Origin of the sequence: Comamonas sp. UBA7528 (assembly GCF_002479375.1) — a bacterium.
GTDB lineage: Bacteria > Pseudomonadota > Gammaproteobacteria > Burkholderiales > Burkholderiaceae_C > Comamonas.
Genome location: NZ_DLMU01000009.1, coordinates 248,394 through 263,672, shown reverse-complemented (window position 1 = coordinate 263,672; position 15,279 = coordinate 248,394). Strand labels below are relative to the sequence as shown.

Annotated in this window: 14 protein-coding genes; 8 read left to right on the top strand and 6 right to left on the bottom strand. The window is 67.4% G+C overall.

The features are described 5' to 3' along the window. Positions 1-15: 15 nt before the first annotated feature. Positions 16-918 carry a CAF17-like 4Fe-4S cluster assembly/insertion protein YgfZ gene (gene ygfZ, locus B3349_RS12295; RefSeq protein WP_291588984.1) on the bottom strand — a complete coding sequence of 301 codons (903 nt, stop codon included), beginning with the start codon at positions 916-918 and terminating at the stop codon, positions 16-18. 96 nt (positions 919-1,014) lie between these two features. Here ygfZ and mltG point away from each other — a divergent pair, with 96 nt between their 5' ends. The 8 genes from mltG to B3349_RS12255 all read left to right on the top strand — a co-directional run bounded on the left by mltG (position 1,015) and on the right by B3349_RS12255 (position 9,107). Beyond that, positions 1,015-1,962, top strand: a complete 948-nt coding sequence (gene mltG / locus B3349_RS12290; RefSeq protein WP_414646891.1) for an endolytic transglycosylase MltG — start codon at positions 1,015-1,017, stop codon at positions 1,960-1,962. A gap of 60 nt (positions 1,963-2,022) precedes the next feature. Next, complete coding sequence (tmk, locus tag B3349_RS12285; protein ID WP_291588979.1) at positions 2,023-2,718, top strand: dTMP kinase; 696 nt, start codon at positions 2,023-2,025, stop codon at positions 2,716-2,718. Between the two features lie 8 nt (positions 2,719-2,726). Continuing rightward, positions 2,727-3,752: a DNA polymerase III delta subunit-related protein gene (locus B3349_RS12280; protein ID WP_291588977.1), complete on the top strand. Its 1,026-nt coding sequence runs from the start codon at positions 2,727-2,729 to the stop codon at positions 3,750-3,752. Between the two features lie 450 nt (positions 3,753-4,202). After that, positions 4,203-5,009 carry a TatD family hydrolase gene (locus B3349_RS12275; RefSeq protein ID WP_291588975.1) on the top strand — a complete coding sequence of 269 codons (807 nt, stop codon included), beginning with the start codon at positions 4,203-4,205 and terminating at the stop codon, positions 5,007-5,009. Beyond that, a complete protein-coding gene (locus tag B3349_RS12270; protein ID WP_524535973.1) occupies positions 5,009-5,701 on the top strand; it encodes an ankyrin repeat domain-containing protein in 693 nt (230 codons plus the stop codon). Before B3349_RS12275 ends, B3349_RS12270 begins: the two co-directional genes overlap by 1 nt. Positions 5,702-6,527: 826 nt before the next feature. Then, positions 6,528-7,586 (top strand): methionine ABC transporter ATP-binding protein, encoded by a 1,059-nt coding sequence (locus B3349_RS12265; RefSeq protein ID WP_066532563.1) that lies wholly within the window; start codon positions 6,528-6,530, stop codon positions 7,584-7,586. Positions 7,587-7,590: 4 nt separating this feature from the next. Then, complete coding sequence (locus B3349_RS12260) at positions 7,591-8,256, top strand: methionine ABC transporter permease (RefSeq protein ID WP_218332098.1); 666 nt, start codon at positions 7,591-7,593, stop codon at positions 8,254-8,256. A gap of 302 nt (positions 8,257-8,558) precedes the next feature. Then, positions 8,559-9,107, top strand: coding sequence for a cupin domain-containing protein (locus B3349_RS12255; RefSeq protein WP_291588969.1), 549 nt, complete (start codon positions 8,559-8,561; stop codon positions 9,105-9,107). 259 nt (positions 9,108-9,366) lie between these two features. Here B3349_RS12255 and B3349_RS12250 read toward each other — a convergent pair whose 3' ends face one another. The 5 genes from B3349_RS12250 to upp form a co-directional block, all read right to left on the bottom strand. Then, a complete protein-coding gene (locus B3349_RS12250) occupies positions 9,367-10,593 on the bottom strand; it encodes a DUF1513 domain-containing protein (RefSeq protein ID WP_291588967.1) in 1,227 nt (408 codons plus the stop codon). A gap of 2 nt (positions 10,594-10,595) precedes the next feature. Next, the gene (locus B3349_RS12245) at positions 10,596-11,666 is read right to left on the bottom strand and encodes an imelysin family protein (protein WP_291588965.1); all 1,071 of its coding nucleotides are present in this window, start codon (positions 11,664-11,666) and stop codon (positions 10,596-10,598) included. Continuing rightward, positions 11,666-13,135 carry a di-heme oxidoreductase family protein gene (locus tag B3349_RS12240; protein ID WP_291588963.1) on the bottom strand — a complete coding sequence of 490 codons (1,470 nt, stop codon included), beginning with the start codon at positions 13,133-13,135 and terminating at the stop codon, positions 11,666-11,668. Before B3349_RS12240 ends, B3349_RS12245 begins: the two co-directional genes overlap by 1 nt. Positions 13,136-13,202: 67 nt before the next feature. Continuing rightward, positions 13,203-14,384 carry an imelysin family protein gene (locus B3349_RS12235; protein ID WP_291588961.1) on the bottom strand — a complete coding sequence of 394 codons (1,182 nt, stop codon included), beginning with the start codon at positions 14,382-14,384 and terminating at the stop codon, positions 13,203-13,205. Positions 14,385-14,584: 200 nt separating this feature from the next. Further along, on the bottom strand, positions 14,585-15,217 hold the full coding sequence (upp, locus tag B3349_RS12230; RefSeq protein WP_066532548.1) for a uracil phosphoribosyltransferase: 633 nt from the start codon (positions 15,215-15,217) through the stop codon (positions 14,585-14,587). Between the last annotated feature and the right edge of the window lie 62 nt (positions 15,218-15,279).

Sequence of the window (15,279 nt, the reverse complement as noted above, 5' to 3'; positions counted from 1 at the left end):
GCGCCGGGGCTTGGCTTAGATGTCTGCCAGCAGCTCGTAGGGCAGGGGCTGCAGCGCCAGGGCCACGCCGCCGGCGTTCAGGGCTTCGTCGGTCGAGGCGATCTGCAGCGAGACAATGGCATCGAATCCTCCCGCAGGGGCTGCGGCGGACTGCACCACCATGCCCACGGGCTGCTCGGCATCGCTGGCGGCAAACACTTCGGCGCCCACGGTCAGCGGCTGTTCGGCGTGTGCGATGTAGGCGCGGCGCTTGAGCGTGCCGCGGAACTGGCTGCGGGCCACCACTTCCTGGCCGGGGTAGCAGCCTTTCTTGAAGTTCACGCCGCCCACGGATTCGTAGTTCAGCATCTGCGGCACGAATTGCTCCTGCACCGGCAGGCTCAAGGTGGCGATGCCGCTGGCCACTTCGCTCCACAGCCAGGCCGCGCTGTCCAGGGCCGGGCCTGCGGGCAGGGTGCTGCCGGCCGGGGCGATCCACAGCACGCGCGGGGTGTCGCCAGCGGGATACAGCTGCACCACATGGGCCGCATCCACGCTGCGCAGCGTCCAGGGTGCGGCGTTGCCCGTAGCCTGGGTTGCGCTGTCGCCGGCCAGGCCGTACAGGGCAAAGTCGGCCGTGGCGTCGCTGAGCTTGCACTTGGCGCGCAGCACAAACATGGACAGGCGCTTGAGCATGGCGGGCAGCAGGTCCTGGCTGCACAGCAGCAGGATTTCTTCCGGCCCGGTCTTGAAGCCGATGAAGCTGGCCAGCATGCGGCCCTTGGCCGAGCAGTAGGCGGCCAGGCGGGCGTGCTGGGTGTCCAGCAGGGCGAAGTCCTGGGTCAGCTGGCCGTGCAGAAAGCTGGCGGCGTCGGCACCTTGTGCGCGAATGACGCCCAGGTGGGTGAGGGTGGCAATGCCTTGCAAAGGAGCGGTCATGGGTGAATTATGATGCCCGGTCTACCTACTTTTTGACGGTGAGGGCTTGTGCGTCGATTGCTCCAAGGGCTGCTGTGTCTGATTTTGCTGGCTGTCATGGCCGCCGGTGTGGCTGCGTGGTGGTTGGGCCAGCCTCTTCCCATGAACGGGCAGACCACGGAGCTGGAGATCGAGCCCGGCACCACGCCGCGTGGCGTGGCCCGCGAGGTGGTCAAAAGCGGTATCCAGACCGATGCCCGCCTGCTGTACGCGTGGTTCCGCCTGTCCGGCCAGGACCGCAAGATCAAGGCGGGAAACTACGAAATCCCGGCGGGCACCACGCCGTACGAGCTGCTGCAGAAGCTGGCACGGGGCGAGGAAAGCCTGCGCGCCATCACCTTTGTCGAAGGCTGGACCTTCCGCCAGATGCGTGCCGCCATGGCCAAGGATGAATTCCTGAAGCAGGACACCGTCGCCCTGAGCGAGGCCGACATCATGACCGCCCTGGGCAAGCCCGGCGTGGCCGCCGAAGGGCGTTTCTTCCCTGATACCTATACCTATGCCAAGGGCAGCAGCGGGCTGGCCGTGCTCAAGCGTGCCGCCCATGCCATGGACCGCCGCCTGGACCAGGTCTGGGCGCTGCGCACGGCCGACCTGCCGCTGAAGTCGCCTGATGAGGCGCTGATCCTGGCCAGCATTGTGGAAAAGGAAACCGGCACTGCGGCCGACCGGGGCCAGATTGCGGGCGTGTTCGTGAACCGCCTGCGCGTGGGCATGCTGCTGCAGACCGACCCCACCGTGATCTACGGCATGGGCGAGAAGTTTGACGGCAATCTGCGCCGCAACGACCTGCGCACCGACACGCCGTGGAACACCTACACCCGCCCCGGCCTGCCGCCCACGCCGATTGCCATGCCTGGCAAGGCCGCGCTGATGGCGGCGGTGCAGCCCGCTGCCACCAAGGCCCTGTACTTTGTGGCGCGCGGCGACGGCAGCAGCCACTTCAGCGCCACGCTGGATGAGCACAACCGCGCCGTCAACCGCTACCAGCGTGGTGGAAACTGAATTTTTCGATGAACCGGTGGCAGGCCCGTGCGGTCTGCCACCCACAGATTGGCTATTTGCATGACAGCGTCCCAGCTCCCGCAGGGCATTTTTCTCACCTTTGAAGGCATTGATGGTGCTGGCAAGTCCAGCCACATCGAGCGCACGGCCCAGGCTTTCCGCGACAGTGGCTGCAATGTCACGCTCACGCGCGAGCCCGGCGGCACGCCGCTGGCCGAAAAGCTGCGTGCCCTGCTGCTGCACGATGCCATGGACCCGCTGACCGAGGCCCTGGTGGCGTTTGCCGCCCGCCGCGACCACCTGGTGCAGGTGATCGAGCCGGCGCTGGCCCGAGGGGACGTGGTGATCAGCGACCGTTTCACCGACGCCACCTTTGCCTACCAGGGTGCAGGGCGCGGCTTTGACTGGGACCAGCTCTCCCAGCTGGAACAACTGGTGCAGGCCGTGCCGGCGCTGGAAGGCCGGGGGGCGTTGCATCCGCAGGCGGCCATCCGCCAGCCGGATCTGACCATCTGGTTCGATCTGCCGGCGGCCGTGGCCGCCGAGCGCCTGGCCACGGCCCGTGTGCCGGACAAGTTCGAGGCCCAGCCCGGCGCGTTTTTTGCCGCCGTGGCCGGTGGCTACGCCCGCCGCGCGGACGCGGCGCCGCAGCGCTTTGCCCGCATTGACGCCAACACCAGCCGTGAGGCTGTGTGGCAGCAGGTGGCCGGCGTGCTGCAGGCCCGGGGCTGGCTGCAGCCGGGAGTGTTGGCATGAGTGTTGGCATGAGCGCAGAGACACCGGTGGTGCAGGACGGCATGCAGCTGGCCCCCTGGCTGGCCAGCCAGCGCAACGAGCTGCTGGCCCAGCGCGGTCACGCCTGGCTGCTGCAAGGGCCTTCCGGCCTGGGGCAGTTCCCGCTGGGCATGTCCATGGTGCGCGCATGGCTGTGCGACCAGCCTGGAGAGCAGGGCGCCTGCGGCCACTGCGGCAGCTGCCACGCCATCGATGTGCACACCCACGCCGACCTGTGCGTGCTGATGCCCGAGACCGCCATGCTGGCCCTGGGCTGGCCGCTGCCGGAGAAGGCCCAGGCCGAGATCGACGACAAGAAGCGCAAGCCCAGCAAGGACATCCGTGTGGATGCCATGCGCGATGCGGTGGAGTTTTGCCAGCGCACCAGCGCGCGCGGCAAGGGCAAGGCCGTGCTGGTCTACCCGGCGGAGCGGATGAATGCCATCACCGCCAATGCGCTGCTGAAGACGCTGGAGGAGCCGCCCGGGGATGTGCGCTTTGTGCTGGCCACCGAGGCGGTGCACCAGTTGCTGCCCACCATCCGCAGCCGCTGCCTGTCGCACACCATGCGCTGGCCGCAGGAGGCCGAGATGCTGACCTGGCTGCAGCAGCAGGGCCTGGCCGAAGACGCGGCCCGTGCCTGGCTGCGTGCCGCCGGCGGGCGGCCGGAAGATGCGCTGGCCCTGTCGCGCAGCGGGCGCGATGTGGCGGCCTGGGCCCGCCTGCCGAAGGCCGTGGCCGCAGGGGATGTGACGGCCCTGGCCGATATGCCGCCGCCCGTGGTGGTGGAAAGCCTGCAGAAGCTGTGCCACGACCTGATGAGCGTGGCCAGCGGTGCACAGCCGCGCTACTTCCAGCCGCAGGACCTGCCCAAGCCCCCGTCGCAGATGGTGCTGGCACGCTGGGCCAAGTCGCTGGCGCAGGAGGCGCGCACTGCCGAGCACCCCTTCAATGCCGGCCTGATGCTGGAAGCGCTGGTGGCGCAGGCACGCAGCGTGCTGCAGGCGCGGAACTGAGTTTGGTAGCGGCCTACCGGGGTCCAGGGCGCTGAGCGGGCCGGGGGCCGAGGGCTGGGCTATGCCTGTGGCCGCCCGCCTGCCGGACACACGGGGAATCACGGCCAGGCCCCGAGGTTCACCGCCTTGGGGACGTCCCGGGAGCGTGTCAGGCAGTTGCCGATCCATGCCGGCCCAGGCAGACGGCCAGGCCGCTTTCGGTGTCTGCTGCTGCAGCGGCTTTCCTCTTCCCAAACCTCCCCAAAATCTTCCCAGAAGGCATGGCCGGGTGCCTTGGCCCAGTGGAGGGCTGTGCGTGGGTGCACTGTGTGCAGGCACAAGAATGGGCCGTGCAAGGGCGAGGTGCGCCCAGGGGCGGAGCGCGGTGCGCCTGCAGGCACACCCCATCTCGGGGGAAAATAGAGCTTTGCCCGTGGCTGCCGTCCCGGGCCTGCTTTCTGTTGGAACCCCATGTTTACCGATTCGCACTGCCACCTGAGCTTTCCCGACCTGCAAGCCAAGCTGCCCGAGATTCTGTCCGCCATGCAGCAGGCCCAGGTCACGCGGGCGCTGTGCATTTCCTGCACCATGGAAGAGTTCCCCGACGTGCACGCCCTGGCCCTGGGGCATGACAACCTGTGGTGCACCGTGGGCGTGCACCCGGACACCGAGGACATGACCGAGCCCAGCGTGCAGGATCTGCTGGAGCGCGCGGCGCTGCCCCGTGTGGTGGGTATCGGGGAAACCGGGCTGGACTACTACGGCATGGAAGACCGCAAGGGCGGCCGCACGATTGCCGATCTGGAATGGCAGCGCGAGCGCTTTCGCACCCACATCCGCGCCGCCCAGGCCTGCCGCAAGCCGCTGGTCATCCACACCCGTGCCTCGTCTGCGGACACCCTGGCCATCCTGAAGGAAGAGGGGGAAGATGGTTCGGCCCGGCAGGCCGGCGGCGTGTTCCACTGCTTCACCGAAACCATGGAAGTCGCCAAGGCCGCGCTGGATATTGGCTATTACATCTCGTTCTCTGGCATCCTCACGTTCAAGAACGCGCAGGATCTGCGCGATGTCGCCGCCTACATCCCCATTGACCGCATGCTGATCGAAACCGACAGTCCTTATCTGGCCCCCGTGCCATACCGGGGCAAGACCAACAACCCGTCCTATGTGCCCTATGTGGCGCAGCAGGTGGCACAGTTGCGCGGCATCAGTGCCGAAGAGGTGGGGCGGATCACCAGCGCCAACTTTGACCGGCTGTTCGCCGGCGTGGTGGCATGATGCGCCGCCGCCAGGCGCTGCAGCGCATGGCAGCCCGGCTGGCGGGGGGCGTGCTGGTGGCGCTGCCCATGCTGCCGGCACGGGCCGATGCAACCAGCGAATTCTTCACCGCCGTCGTGCGTGACCAGTACCGCGATGTGATGACCTGGCTGCTGCGCGGCTTCAACCCCAACACCCCGGACGAGCGTGGGCGCACCGGCCTGACCCTGGCCATGCGCCAGGAATCCTGGCGCGTGGTGGACACCCTGCTGCTGGCCCCGGGCATCGATCTGAACCTGGCCAACCGCCAGGGCGAAACCCCGCTGATGATGGCCGCCATCAAGGGCAATCTGGAACTGGTGCAGAAGCTGGTCGAGCGTGGCGCCGACATCAACCGCGAAGGCTGGGCCCCGCTGCACTACGCGGCATCGGCCGGGCTGGAGCACAGCGTGGCCATTGCCAGCTATCTGCTGGAGCACAGTGCCTACATCGACGCCGCATCGCCCAATGGCAGCACACCGCTGATGCTGGCGGCCCAGTATTCCAGCGAGGCCATGGTCAAGCTGCTGTTGGAAGAGGGCGCCGATGTGAGCCTGCGCAACCAGCAAGGCCAGACGGCGGTGGACTTTGCCCGCCGCTCCGACCGCGATTTCATGGTGAAACTGCTGTCCACTGCGGTGCGCGCCAACCGGCCGGCCAAGGGCAAGTGGTAGGCGCTCAGTCGCCTGAAGCTGCACAGGCAGCGCTGGCCCCCGATGACCGCGCACCACGTAGTGGCCACGCCACCGCAAGGCGGCGGCTGGCAGCGTCGTCGATAACGACGCTGTTCACCCTCGACCCTCGACCTTCTGGACGCGCCCGCTCCGCCCCCGCTGCGCAGACTGGGTCTTCTTTGCCCAAAAGGGCTTCAAGCTCCAGGGCGGGTGCCGCGTGCTGTACCCGCAGGATGCAGGATTTGAACGCTGGGCTGCGCCCTTGTACCCGCTGCTGGGACCGCGTTTTCCGCTGCACGCCGTGCTGCTGATGGACGTGGATGCGGTGCAACCCATCATCGCCCCAAGCCGGCCTCCACCACAGAAGCAGGCCAGATCGCCGGCACCATGCAACGCTATGGCGTGCAGCCCCAGTGAAGCACGGCCTGGCCGTGGTCCGCTTCGGGTGATGGACTCCTTCAGTCACGCCGCTCTTTCGCTTTACCTGTGATGTGCCTGCAGGGGATTTCAGGCAGAGCGCGCCAGCAGAGCAGGCGAGGGCAGCTGCATGGGCTAATCCCGTACTGGTGCCTGTGCGTGGTGCCGTGGTGCACGCCGGGGCGACACTGCATCCTGCTCAAGGTTTTGCGTTCACCTTCGGTAACAGGCTGGCAATTCGGGCATCATTGGGGGTTGCACAAGACATGCTCTTATAACGGTTATGTCTTATTACTTGATTATTCGATAGTTGGCGTTCTTATAACAGGGCGCTACATTTCGCTACTTCCTTCTTGAACCCTGTGCTGCAAGCGCGTGCGGATGTGCTTGCGGCCGCCTGGCTGACTCCATGATCGACATTCGGGATCTGTCCCTGACCTACCAAGGCCCCAAGGGGCCGGTCGAAGCCCTCCAACACATCAACCTGCACATCGAGCAGGGCGAGATCTTCGGCATCATCGGCCGCAGCGGCGCCGGCAAAAGCTCGCTGGTGCGCTGCATCAATTTGCTCAACCGTCCCACCAGCGGCCAGATGATCGTGGGTGGCCGCGATCTGCTGAAGCTGAGCGACTCCCAGCTGCGTGAAGCCCGCCGTGAAATCGGCATGGTGTTCCAGCATTTCAATCTGCTGTCTTCACGCACCGTGTATGACAACGCCGCGTTGCCGCTGGAGCTGGCCGGCATGTCCAAGGCCGAGATCCAGAAGCGCATCGATCCGCTGCTGAAGCTGGTGGGCCTGGACCACCTGGCCGACCGTTACCCGGCGCAAATCTCGGGCGGGCAAAAGCAGCGCGTGGGCATTGCGCGCGCACTGGCGTCCAACCCCAAGGTGCTGCTGTCGGATGAAGCCACCAGCGCGCTGGACCCGGAAACCACCCGTTCGATTCTGGATCTGCTGCGCAAGGTGAACCGCGAGCTGGGGGTGACGGTGGTGCTGATTACCCACCAGATGCAGGTGATCAAGCAGATTGCCGACCGCGTGGCGGTGATCGACGCCGGCCGGATTGCCGAGCTGGGTTCGGTGATTGATGTGTTCACCCAGCCGCAGCAGGCCATTACCAAGAGCCTGATCGACGAGATCGTGCCCCAGGAGCTGCCTGCCAGCGTGATGCAGCGCGTGCAGGCCCTGTCGGCACGCCTGACGGCGGGCACCAGCGGCCAGTTGCTGCGCCTGTCGTATGCGGGTGAGAGCGCGTACGAACCCATTCTGTCGCACCTGATTCGCACGCTGGGGCTGGATCTGTCCATCCTGCATGGCCAGATCGACGAAATCCAGGAGCAGACCTTTGGTTCGCTGGCCGTGTACGCCAGCGGCGAGGCGGTGAAGATTGAATCGGCCATCAGCCACCTGCGCAGCAGTGGTGTGGTGGTGCAGGTGGTGCCTGTGGCGGCGCCGGTGAAGGGGTAAAGCGATGTTCGAGAACTTTTCGGAAATGATGATCGAGTTGTTCATCGACTCGCTGTGGGAGACGCTGATCATGGTCGGCATCTCTGGGATTCTGGGTGGCCTGATCGGGATTCCGCTGGGCGTGTTCCTGCGCCTGACCGACAAGGGCGGCGTGCTGCAGAACACGGCGCTCAACAGCACCGTGGGCTGGATCGTGAATGCCGTGCGTTCCACGCCGTTCATCATTTTGCTGGTGGCCATCATCCCGTTCACGCGCTTCATCACGGGCTCGTCCATCGGGACCTGGGCAGCCGTGGTGCCGCTGACGATTGCTGCAGCCCCGTTCATTGCCCGTCTGGTGGAAACCGCGCTGCGTGAAGTGGACGGCGGCCTGGTGGAAGCGGCCCAGTCCATGGGCGCGTCGACCAGCCAGATCGTGTGGAAGGTGCTGCTGCCCGAAGCCATGCCCGGCATCGTGGCCGGCCTGACCATCAGCTTTGTCTCGCTGACCGGCTATTCCGCCATGGCGGGCGCCATTGGCGGTGGCGGCCTGGGCGACCTGGGTATCCGTTACGGCTACCAGCGTTTCCTGCCGGACATCATGCTGGCGGTGGTGATCATCCTGATCTTCTTTGTGCAAGCCATCCAGAGCCTGGGTGACTGGGTGGTGCGCCGCATCAGCCACAAGTGATTGGGCGCAGGGCGGGCGCGTGACCGAGCCTGCCATGCACACAAGCCGCAGCTGCTCCGTGCCGCTGCGGCTTTTTTCATGGCCGCCGGTGCCGGCAGGCGGGTGCCGACCGGCTGCGACGCTGCCATATGGTGGCGGCAGCGGCCAATGCGCCCATGTGCCGTGCCGGTGCGCTGGTGGGTGGCGATCGCCATCCAGCGCCAGGGCGCCAGCAGGCCACCGCCGCACAGCTTGTGCCACATCAAGCGCCGCGCGGCCCCGGCGCGGCATGCTGGACCATTGTTTAAAAAAGAGAGCAACCCATGCAAGAACCATCGACCGCCACCACGGATCTGACCGCTGCTGCTGCGCTGCGCAGCGCCGTCTCCGCCCTGGGGGTGGACTGGCAGCTGCGGCCGCTGCAGCCCGAGCCGGGCCTGGCGGCCCTGCTGGCCCAGCCCGCGCTGGATGAAGGAGCCAAGGCGACGGTGGTGCAGGCGCTGGGCGCCGGGCTGATCGATGTGTGCATTGCCCACGGCTACCAGAGCATGGACCTGGTGGTGCTGCACCCGGACACACCGGGTCTGGAGGAGGCCTTGGCGCGTTTTGACCGCCCACACACCCATGCCGATGACGAGGTGCGCTACATCGTGGATGGTGCCGGGCTGTTTGGGTTCTTTGATGCCCAGGGGTGCGAGCACACCGTGCGGGTGGGGCCGGGCGACTATCTGCGTGTGCCCGCCGGGGCGGAGCACCGCTTCACGCTGACGGCGGAACGCCGCATCAAGGCGCTGCGTCTGTTTACCGACAGCGCAGGCTGGGTGGCGCAGTACACCGCACGCGAAGCCGGGCCGATGGCGGTGGACGCCTGACGGAGGGGAGGGGGCGGACTTTGTGTGTTCCCGCTGGCCTCCAGTCGGCAGCCGCTGCATCCGTGTCTGATGGGAAAGGACTGTCACGCTGGCGGTTTTTTGCCGTCTCCAGGTGATCGTCTGAAGAAGAAAGTCGCCCGCGCGGACTGCAAACAAGAAAAAAGCCGGATGCCCTGCGGGATCCGGCTTTTGTTTTGGGGGCGCTGCGCTGGCGGGCGCGCTGCACGCGGGTGCCGTGCGCCCGCAGGTGGCACGGGCTTTAGGCTAAGGCCGGCAGCGGAATCCAGTGGTTGTCCATCACGCGGCCCTGGGTGGTGCCCAGGGCGGTGGCGGGCAAGGTGCTGGCGGTATCAGCCAGACGTGTGGCGGCGGCTTCACCGGCCGTCCACAGCCCGGCAGCGGATGGCGCAGGCAGCAGCGGGGACACGCTGTGGTTGGCCACCGGGTAGACGCCTTGCAGCGGGCGGCTGCCGTGCCATTGCACGGGCTCGCCAGCGCGCGCCGGCGGCTGCCACCAGGTGAGCTGGTCCGCACGCGGGCAGCTGACGGCAAAGTGCTGTCCGTCGCAGCCGATGTCGCCGCCGTAGCCGGCGAGCGCCGTGCCGGGGGGCAAGGGCTGGACCTGCAGCTGCTGGCCGTCGAACAGGGCCAGCACTGGCGCCTGGGCGCGGGTGCTGGGGTCGTCGTGTTCGGCCTGCAGCGCAATGCCCAGCCAGCGGCGTGCGGGTTGCCAGGCCACTTGCGGGCCCCAGCAGAGGTGGCGCAGGCTCAGCCGGGTGTCGGTCAGGCGCCACTGGCCGTCCAGTGTGCCCTGGGCGGCAGGCTGCAGGCGCACGATGGAGGAGTCCATCTGCGTGAGCTGGAGCTTGCGCCGCCCGGTCTCGATCTGGCTGGGAATGCCGCCGTTGGCGACGACCAGGCTGCCGTCGGCGTCCAGCAGCAGCTGGTGCGGGTCCATGCCATGGGTGGACCATTCGGCGGTTTTTTCCAGCGATGCGGCATCGCGCACGCCGATAAGGCCCTGGCCGGTTTCCAGGTCGGTTTCGGTGGTGTAGAGCTGGCGGCCGTCCCGGCTGTGGATCACGTGGCCGGTGAAGGCGCGGTCCGGCTCGATCCAGCCCCATTGCGGCGGCGAGCCGGCGCGCAGGCGCAGCAGCCAGTCACCGGGGCGGCGGCTGGTGAAGACCACGGCGCCGTCGGCTTCCACCGTCATGCCGTGGGCGCGGGTGGGAATGCGTTCGGACTGCAGCACCTGCAGGGGCGTGCCATCCGGCGCCACCTGCACGATGCCGGCAAACAGATCATGGCCTTGCATCCAGGCGGCGGCCAGGCGCTGCGGGCTGACCGGTCCAGACTGGGCAGTGGCTGTGGCGGAGCCTGCCCAGGCGGACAGCGGTGCAAACCCGTTCAGGCCGGCCAAGCCGCCCAAGCCGGTGAGGCCCACCGCCTGCAGCCACTGGCGCCGGGTGGAGGTGGTGCGCGGCATGCTCAATCCCCGTCGCCGTCGGAAAAGCCGATGCTCAGTTGCAGCAGCGAGGCGATGTCCGCTTCCACCCAGCGCTTGAGGCCGCTGAGCGCGGTGGAGAGCTTTTGCACGCTGTCCAGGTCGGTGCTGTTGAGTGCGGCAAACGCGCTGTCCACTTCCTGCACGGCCTTGGCAAAGCGGCCCGCGGTGAGGGGGCGGTAGTGGGCCGCCACCAGACCGGCGATGCTGACCTGGCTTTCGGGCGCGCCGGGCGGGGCCACGGCCAGATCGCGCAGGCCGGACCACTGGGCACGCCAGCTGGCGATGGTGCTGTCGCTGTCCATGCGGATCAGCTGGGGCTTTTTCTTGCCGGAGGTGGTGCTGGCGCTGCGCAGCGGCTTTTCCATGCGTTCCCAGCGCAGCTGTTCCAGGCCGCCAATCCACTGGTTCAGGAATTCTTCGGTGACGCGCAGATCGGGCTTGGCTGCCGCAGTCGTCCGGAACGCGGCCTGCAGGCCCTGGATTTCATCGGTGACCGAGGCGGCGGCCATCACGGCGTAGCTGCAGCTCGCGCTGCCGGGCTGGGCGGGCTGCGTCCACAGCAGGTGTTCCAGCGCGGGAAAGCCTTTGCCGGGGCTGCCGATGCGTTCCATGTCGGCCAGGGTCTTGGGGGCCTGCTGGATGGCTTCGGCCAGACGGGCCGGGCGCAGCGGCTGGAAGTTGACCATGCGGTCGGTGCGGCGTTCCACCAGCGGACCCATGTTGACGGCGGCCACGCGCTGCCAGGCGTCGGCGGCCTGCTGGAAGCGCTGGCGGGCATCGCCCAGCAGGGCGGCATCGGTCTTGCCGGGGCGCTGGCCGCAGTAGGCCTGCAGGCTGGCTTGCAGCGCCTGCGCGGCGCCCAGGGCCTGGGTGGTCTGCGGCAGGTACCACTGGCTGTAGAGCTGGTGGCCGATGGTGGCCAGGTCGTCCACTTCCAGCGCATGGCTGGGGGCGGCCGCCCAGAAGCCCAGGCTGGCGGTGAGGGCGGCCACGGCATGGCGCAGGCGCGGGCGGCGGGGTGGGCAGGAGGGAGGGGTCAGGCAGGCGGGCATTACAGGGACTCCACAAATTTCACCAGGGCGGCACGGTCTTCGGCGCTGAATTGCAGCACGCGGTCGCGGGCATCCTGGGCTTCGCCACCATGCCAGAGCACGGCTTCGAGCACGCCGCGGGCGCGGCCGTCGTGCAGCAGGCGCTGGTGGTTGTTGACGGCATCCAGCAGGCCGATGCCCCACAGCGGCGGCGTGCGCCACTGGCGGCCGTTGGCGCGGAAGTCGGGCCGGCCATCGGCCAGGGCTTCGCCCATGTCGTGCAGCAGCATATCGGTATAGGGCGTGATGGTCTGCCCGGACACGCCCTTGCTGCTGAGCGTGGGGAACAGCGGTGCATCGGTGCGGTAGCTGGGGCGGTGGCACTGGGCGCACTGGGCGGCATGGAACAGCTTTTCACCCTGCAGCACCTGGGCGTCCTTGGTGTTGCGGCGCGCCGGCGGGGCCAGCGTGCTCTGGTAGAAGATCACGTCGTTGATGGCGTGCTCTTCGATCTCCACTCCTGCGCCGCCTTTGCCGTGCGGGGCGTGCAGGCAGTCGGTCTGGGTGGGGGTGCAGGTCTGCTGGGGAAAGTGCGGCGAGGTGATGCCGATGTCGCCCTGGAACGCGCCACCCGTCTGGTGCGCCAGGCTGGCCACATTGGCCTTCCAGCCGAAGCGGCCCAGCATCATGCGTTGGCCATAGGCATCCCACACGTAGTTGGGCTGGCCCTTGATGGGCCCTTCGGTCAGGGCCTGGGCCTGGGCGTTGGCCAGGATTTCGGAGGCGGGAATGGCTTCCAGCAGGCCCAGGCCGATGACCTGGGGCGCAATCCGTGGGCTGACCATGGTGTCTGCGGCCATGGGGCCGTAGGCCAGGTCGTGCAGTTCGTAGACCGGGCGCTCCAGCTGGTAGGGGGTGCCGTCGGCGAACTGGCCGTTGATGGGTTCGTAGCGGATGCGCACTGCGCCTTCGCCCTTCACCCCGGTGATGCCCATGGTGTTGAACTGGTCGCCATAGACCGGTTCGTGCTTGGGGCCGCCATGCGCGTCGGTGCCGGGCACGGACAGGCGCATCAGCAGGCCGGCGAACGGTTGCGGGGCCAGCGGGTTGTGGAAGTCGGGGGGCTGGGCGCGGCCGTCCTGCACGTGGCAGCCGCCGCAGGAGCGGGCCAGGAAATGTGGGCCCAGTCCGTCGCGCGCGGTGGTGGAGGCCGGTGCCTGCACCCAGTTGCGCTTGAAGAAGGAGTTGCCGATGACAAAGCGCGTGCGCTCTTCATCGCTGAGGTTGGCCAGGGGCAGCGAGAACGCGTTGCGGCCGGTGGCAAAGACGGTGGTGGTGCCGCCGGGCAGGGCATCGGGCGGTGCCGGGGCAAACAGGTCCGGCGGCGGGATGGCGGCAGCGGTGGAGGGCGCATCCTGCGACTGCAGGGAGCAGCCCGCCAGCAGTGCAGCGCAGGCCGCGGCGGTGAGGGACAGACAGCGAAACATCATGGGGCGGATGCAAAAACCGCTGCCGGAGCCAACGGGCAGCCCAGGCAGCGGTGGTGGATGGGTGTTCTTATTCGGGTTCGACCAGGTTCAGCTGTTCAATGCCGACGGCGTGGGCGGCATCGACCAGCGACTTGCTCTGGGCCACCAGGCTGTCGATGGTGGCCTGGATGGTGGCGCGGGCGGCGCTGTCGCGCGCACCCTGGATGGCCTGGTCGAATGGTGCCGGGATGGATTCGGCGGCCTTCACGGACTGCGCGATCTGGCGCGTGGTCTGCTCGGCCACGCCGCGGTCGTGCTGGGCCACCCAGTCGCGCAGGCCGGGGCCTTGCAGGACCTTGCCGTCCAGGCGCTTGTAGCTGCCCAGCCACACGTTCTGGATGCCCATGGCGTTGGTCACGGCGTCGCGGTGGGTGTTGTCGGAGAAGCAGGAGTGTTCGTCTTCCTGGTCGCGGCTGGCCATGGCCACTTCCAGGCGTTCGCCGGCCAGTTCGCCGCGCGACAGCGAGCCCAGGCCCACGAAGATGCGGCGCACGGCGTCGCTGCTGTTCTTTTCGAAGTCGGCGCGGAAGTTGCCGGCCACACCGGGCTTCCATTGGGCGGCCACGGACTGCAGGTCCTTGATCAGCAGCGCGGTGACGGTGCGCAGGTAGGCGCGGCGGCGGTCGGCGTTGGGGGCCTTGCCGTCGACAAAGTCGGTGTAGGGGCGGTCGCCGGGGCCGGTGGCGCTGAGGTCCTGGCCCCAGAGCATGAATTCGATGGCATGCCAGCCGGTGGAGATGTTTTCCTCGCCGTCGTGCTCGTTCAGCTCGGCCAGGCGCTCGGCGGTGATGGCTTCCTTGCGGTTGTTGATCAGGCCGGCCTTGGGCTGGCCCTGCACGTAGTCCACATAGGACTCGTCCATGGGCCAGGCGTTGATGCGGCCTTCGGGGCCGTTTTCGTCGTCGATGGGGCCGCCGTAGAAACGGAAGGCTTCGGTCTGGCCGTAGTACTCACGGGCGTGCAGCCAGGCCTTGCGTGCGGTGGCCAGCGTGGCAGCCGAGGGCTTGGCCAGGAAGGCGTCGATGGCCTTTTGCATCTGCTGGGCCGAACGGATGCTGTCTTCGTACGTGGCCGACACCAGCGTGCTGTAGTGCGCCACCACCTGGTTCACGTTGAGTTGCACTTGGGTTTGGGGGGCTGCTGGAGCCTGGGCGTGCGCAATGTGGGTGGCACCCAGGGCAATCAGTCCGGCGAACAGGTAGTGGTTCATGTCAGAAATAGGTAGTAGCGTAAGAAAAAGATACATTCTAATGGCATTGAGAATGTGTCCTATTTGCAAAATCGGCACGCAGTCCTGGGGTATCGCCTTGCATGTGTCGGCATCGGGCACGAAAAAGCCTCCGGTGCCAAAGGCAGCGGAGGCTGGAGCGGAAGGCGTGAAGTCCGGACGGCAGGCCCGGACGGCTGCACTTACTTGGTGCCGAAGATACGGTCGCCGGCGTCACCCAGGCCGGGCAGGATGTAGCCGTGGTCGTTGAGCTGGCGGTCCACGGCGGCGGTGTAGATGTCCACATCGGGGTGGGCGGCCTGCATGGTCTTGATGCCTTCCGGGGCGGCCAGCAGGCACATGAACTTGATGGACTTGGGGGCGCACTTGTCCTTGAGCTGCTGCACGGCGGCGGCGGCGGAGTTGCCGGTGGCCAGCATGGGGTCCACCACGATCACGTCGCGCTCGCCCATGTTGTCGGGCATCTTGAAGTAGTACTCGACGGGCTGCAGGGTTTCGGGGTCGCGGTACAGGCCGATGTGGCCAATGCGGGCGCCGGGCACCACGTTCAGCATGCCGTCCAGGAAACCGTTGCCGGCGCGCAGGATGGAGACCAGGGCCAGCTTCTTGCCGTCGATGACCTTGCCGACCATCTTTTCCATCGGCGTTTCGATTTCCAGGTCCTGCAGCGGGAAGTCGCGGGTGATTTCGTAGGCCATCAGCGTGGACAGCTCGCCCAGCATGCGGCGGAAGCTGTTGGTCGACGCTTCCTTGCGGCGCATCAGGGTCAGTTTGTGTTGGACCAGCGGGTGGTCGATGAGGTGCACTTGGCTCATGGAATGGCTTCTTGTCTGTGTGTCGGTGAAATCGGGTGGGCGCGGTACACGCGGTACACGCC

What these genes read in the sequence shown, in the direction of transcription:
- ygfZ (WP_291588984.1), bottom strand. Translation starts at nt 918, where the DNA reads ATGACCGCTCCTTTGCAAGGCATTGCCACCCTCACCCACCTGGGCGTC.
- B3349_RS12270 (WP_524535973.1), top strand. Translation starts at nt 5,009, where the DNA reads ATGCGCCGCCGCCAGGCGCTGCAGCGCATGGCAGCCCGGCTGGCGGGG.
- B3349_RS12250 (WP_291588967.1), bottom strand. Translation starts at nt 10,593, where the DNA reads ATGCCGCGCACCACCTCCACCCGGCGCCAGTGGCTGCAGGCGGTGGGC.
- upp (WP_066532548.1), bottom strand. Translation starts at nt 15,217, where the DNA reads ATGAGCCAAGTGCACCTCATCGACCACCCGCTGGTCCAACACAAACTG.
- B3349_RS12245 (WP_291588965.1), bottom strand. Translation starts at nt 11,666, where the DNA reads ATGCCCGCCTGCCTGACCCCTCCCTCCTGCCCACCCCGCCGCCCGCGC.
- B3349_RS12240 (WP_291588963.1), bottom strand. Translation starts at nt 13,135, where the DNA reads ATGATGTTTCGCTGTCTGTCCCTCACCGCCGCGGCCTGCGCTGCACTG.
- B3349_RS12275 (WP_291588975.1), top strand. Translation starts at nt 4,203, where the DNA reads ATGTTTACCGATTCGCACTGCCACCTGAGCTTTCCCGACCTGCAAGCC.
- tmk (WP_291588979.1), top strand. Translation starts at nt 2,023, where the DNA reads ATGACAGCGTCCCAGCTCCCGCAGGGCATTTTTCTCACCTTTGAAGGC.
- B3349_RS12255 (WP_291588969.1), top strand. Translation starts at nt 8,559, where the DNA reads ATGCAAGAACCATCGACCGCCACCACGGATCTGACCGCTGCTGCTGCG.
- B3349_RS12280 (WP_291588977.1), top strand. Translation starts at nt 2,727, where the DNA reads ATGAGCGCAGAGACACCGGTGGTGCAGGACGGCATGCAGCTGGCCCCC.
- B3349_RS12260 (WP_218332098.1), top strand. Translation starts at nt 7,591, where the DNA reads ATGTTCGAGAACTTTTCGGAAATGATGATCGAGTTGTTCATCGACTCG.
- B3349_RS12265 (WP_066532563.1), top strand. Translation starts at nt 6,528, where the DNA reads ATGATCGACATTCGGGATCTGTCCCTGACCTACCAAGGCCCCAAGGGG.
- B3349_RS12235 (WP_291588961.1), bottom strand. Translation starts at nt 14,384, where the DNA reads ATGAACCACTACCTGTTCGCCGGACTGATTGCCCTGGGTGCCACCCAC.
- mltG (WP_414646891.1), top strand. Translation starts at nt 1,015, where the DNA reads ATGGCCGCCGGTGTGGCTGCGTGGTGGTTGGGCCAGCCTCTTCCCATG.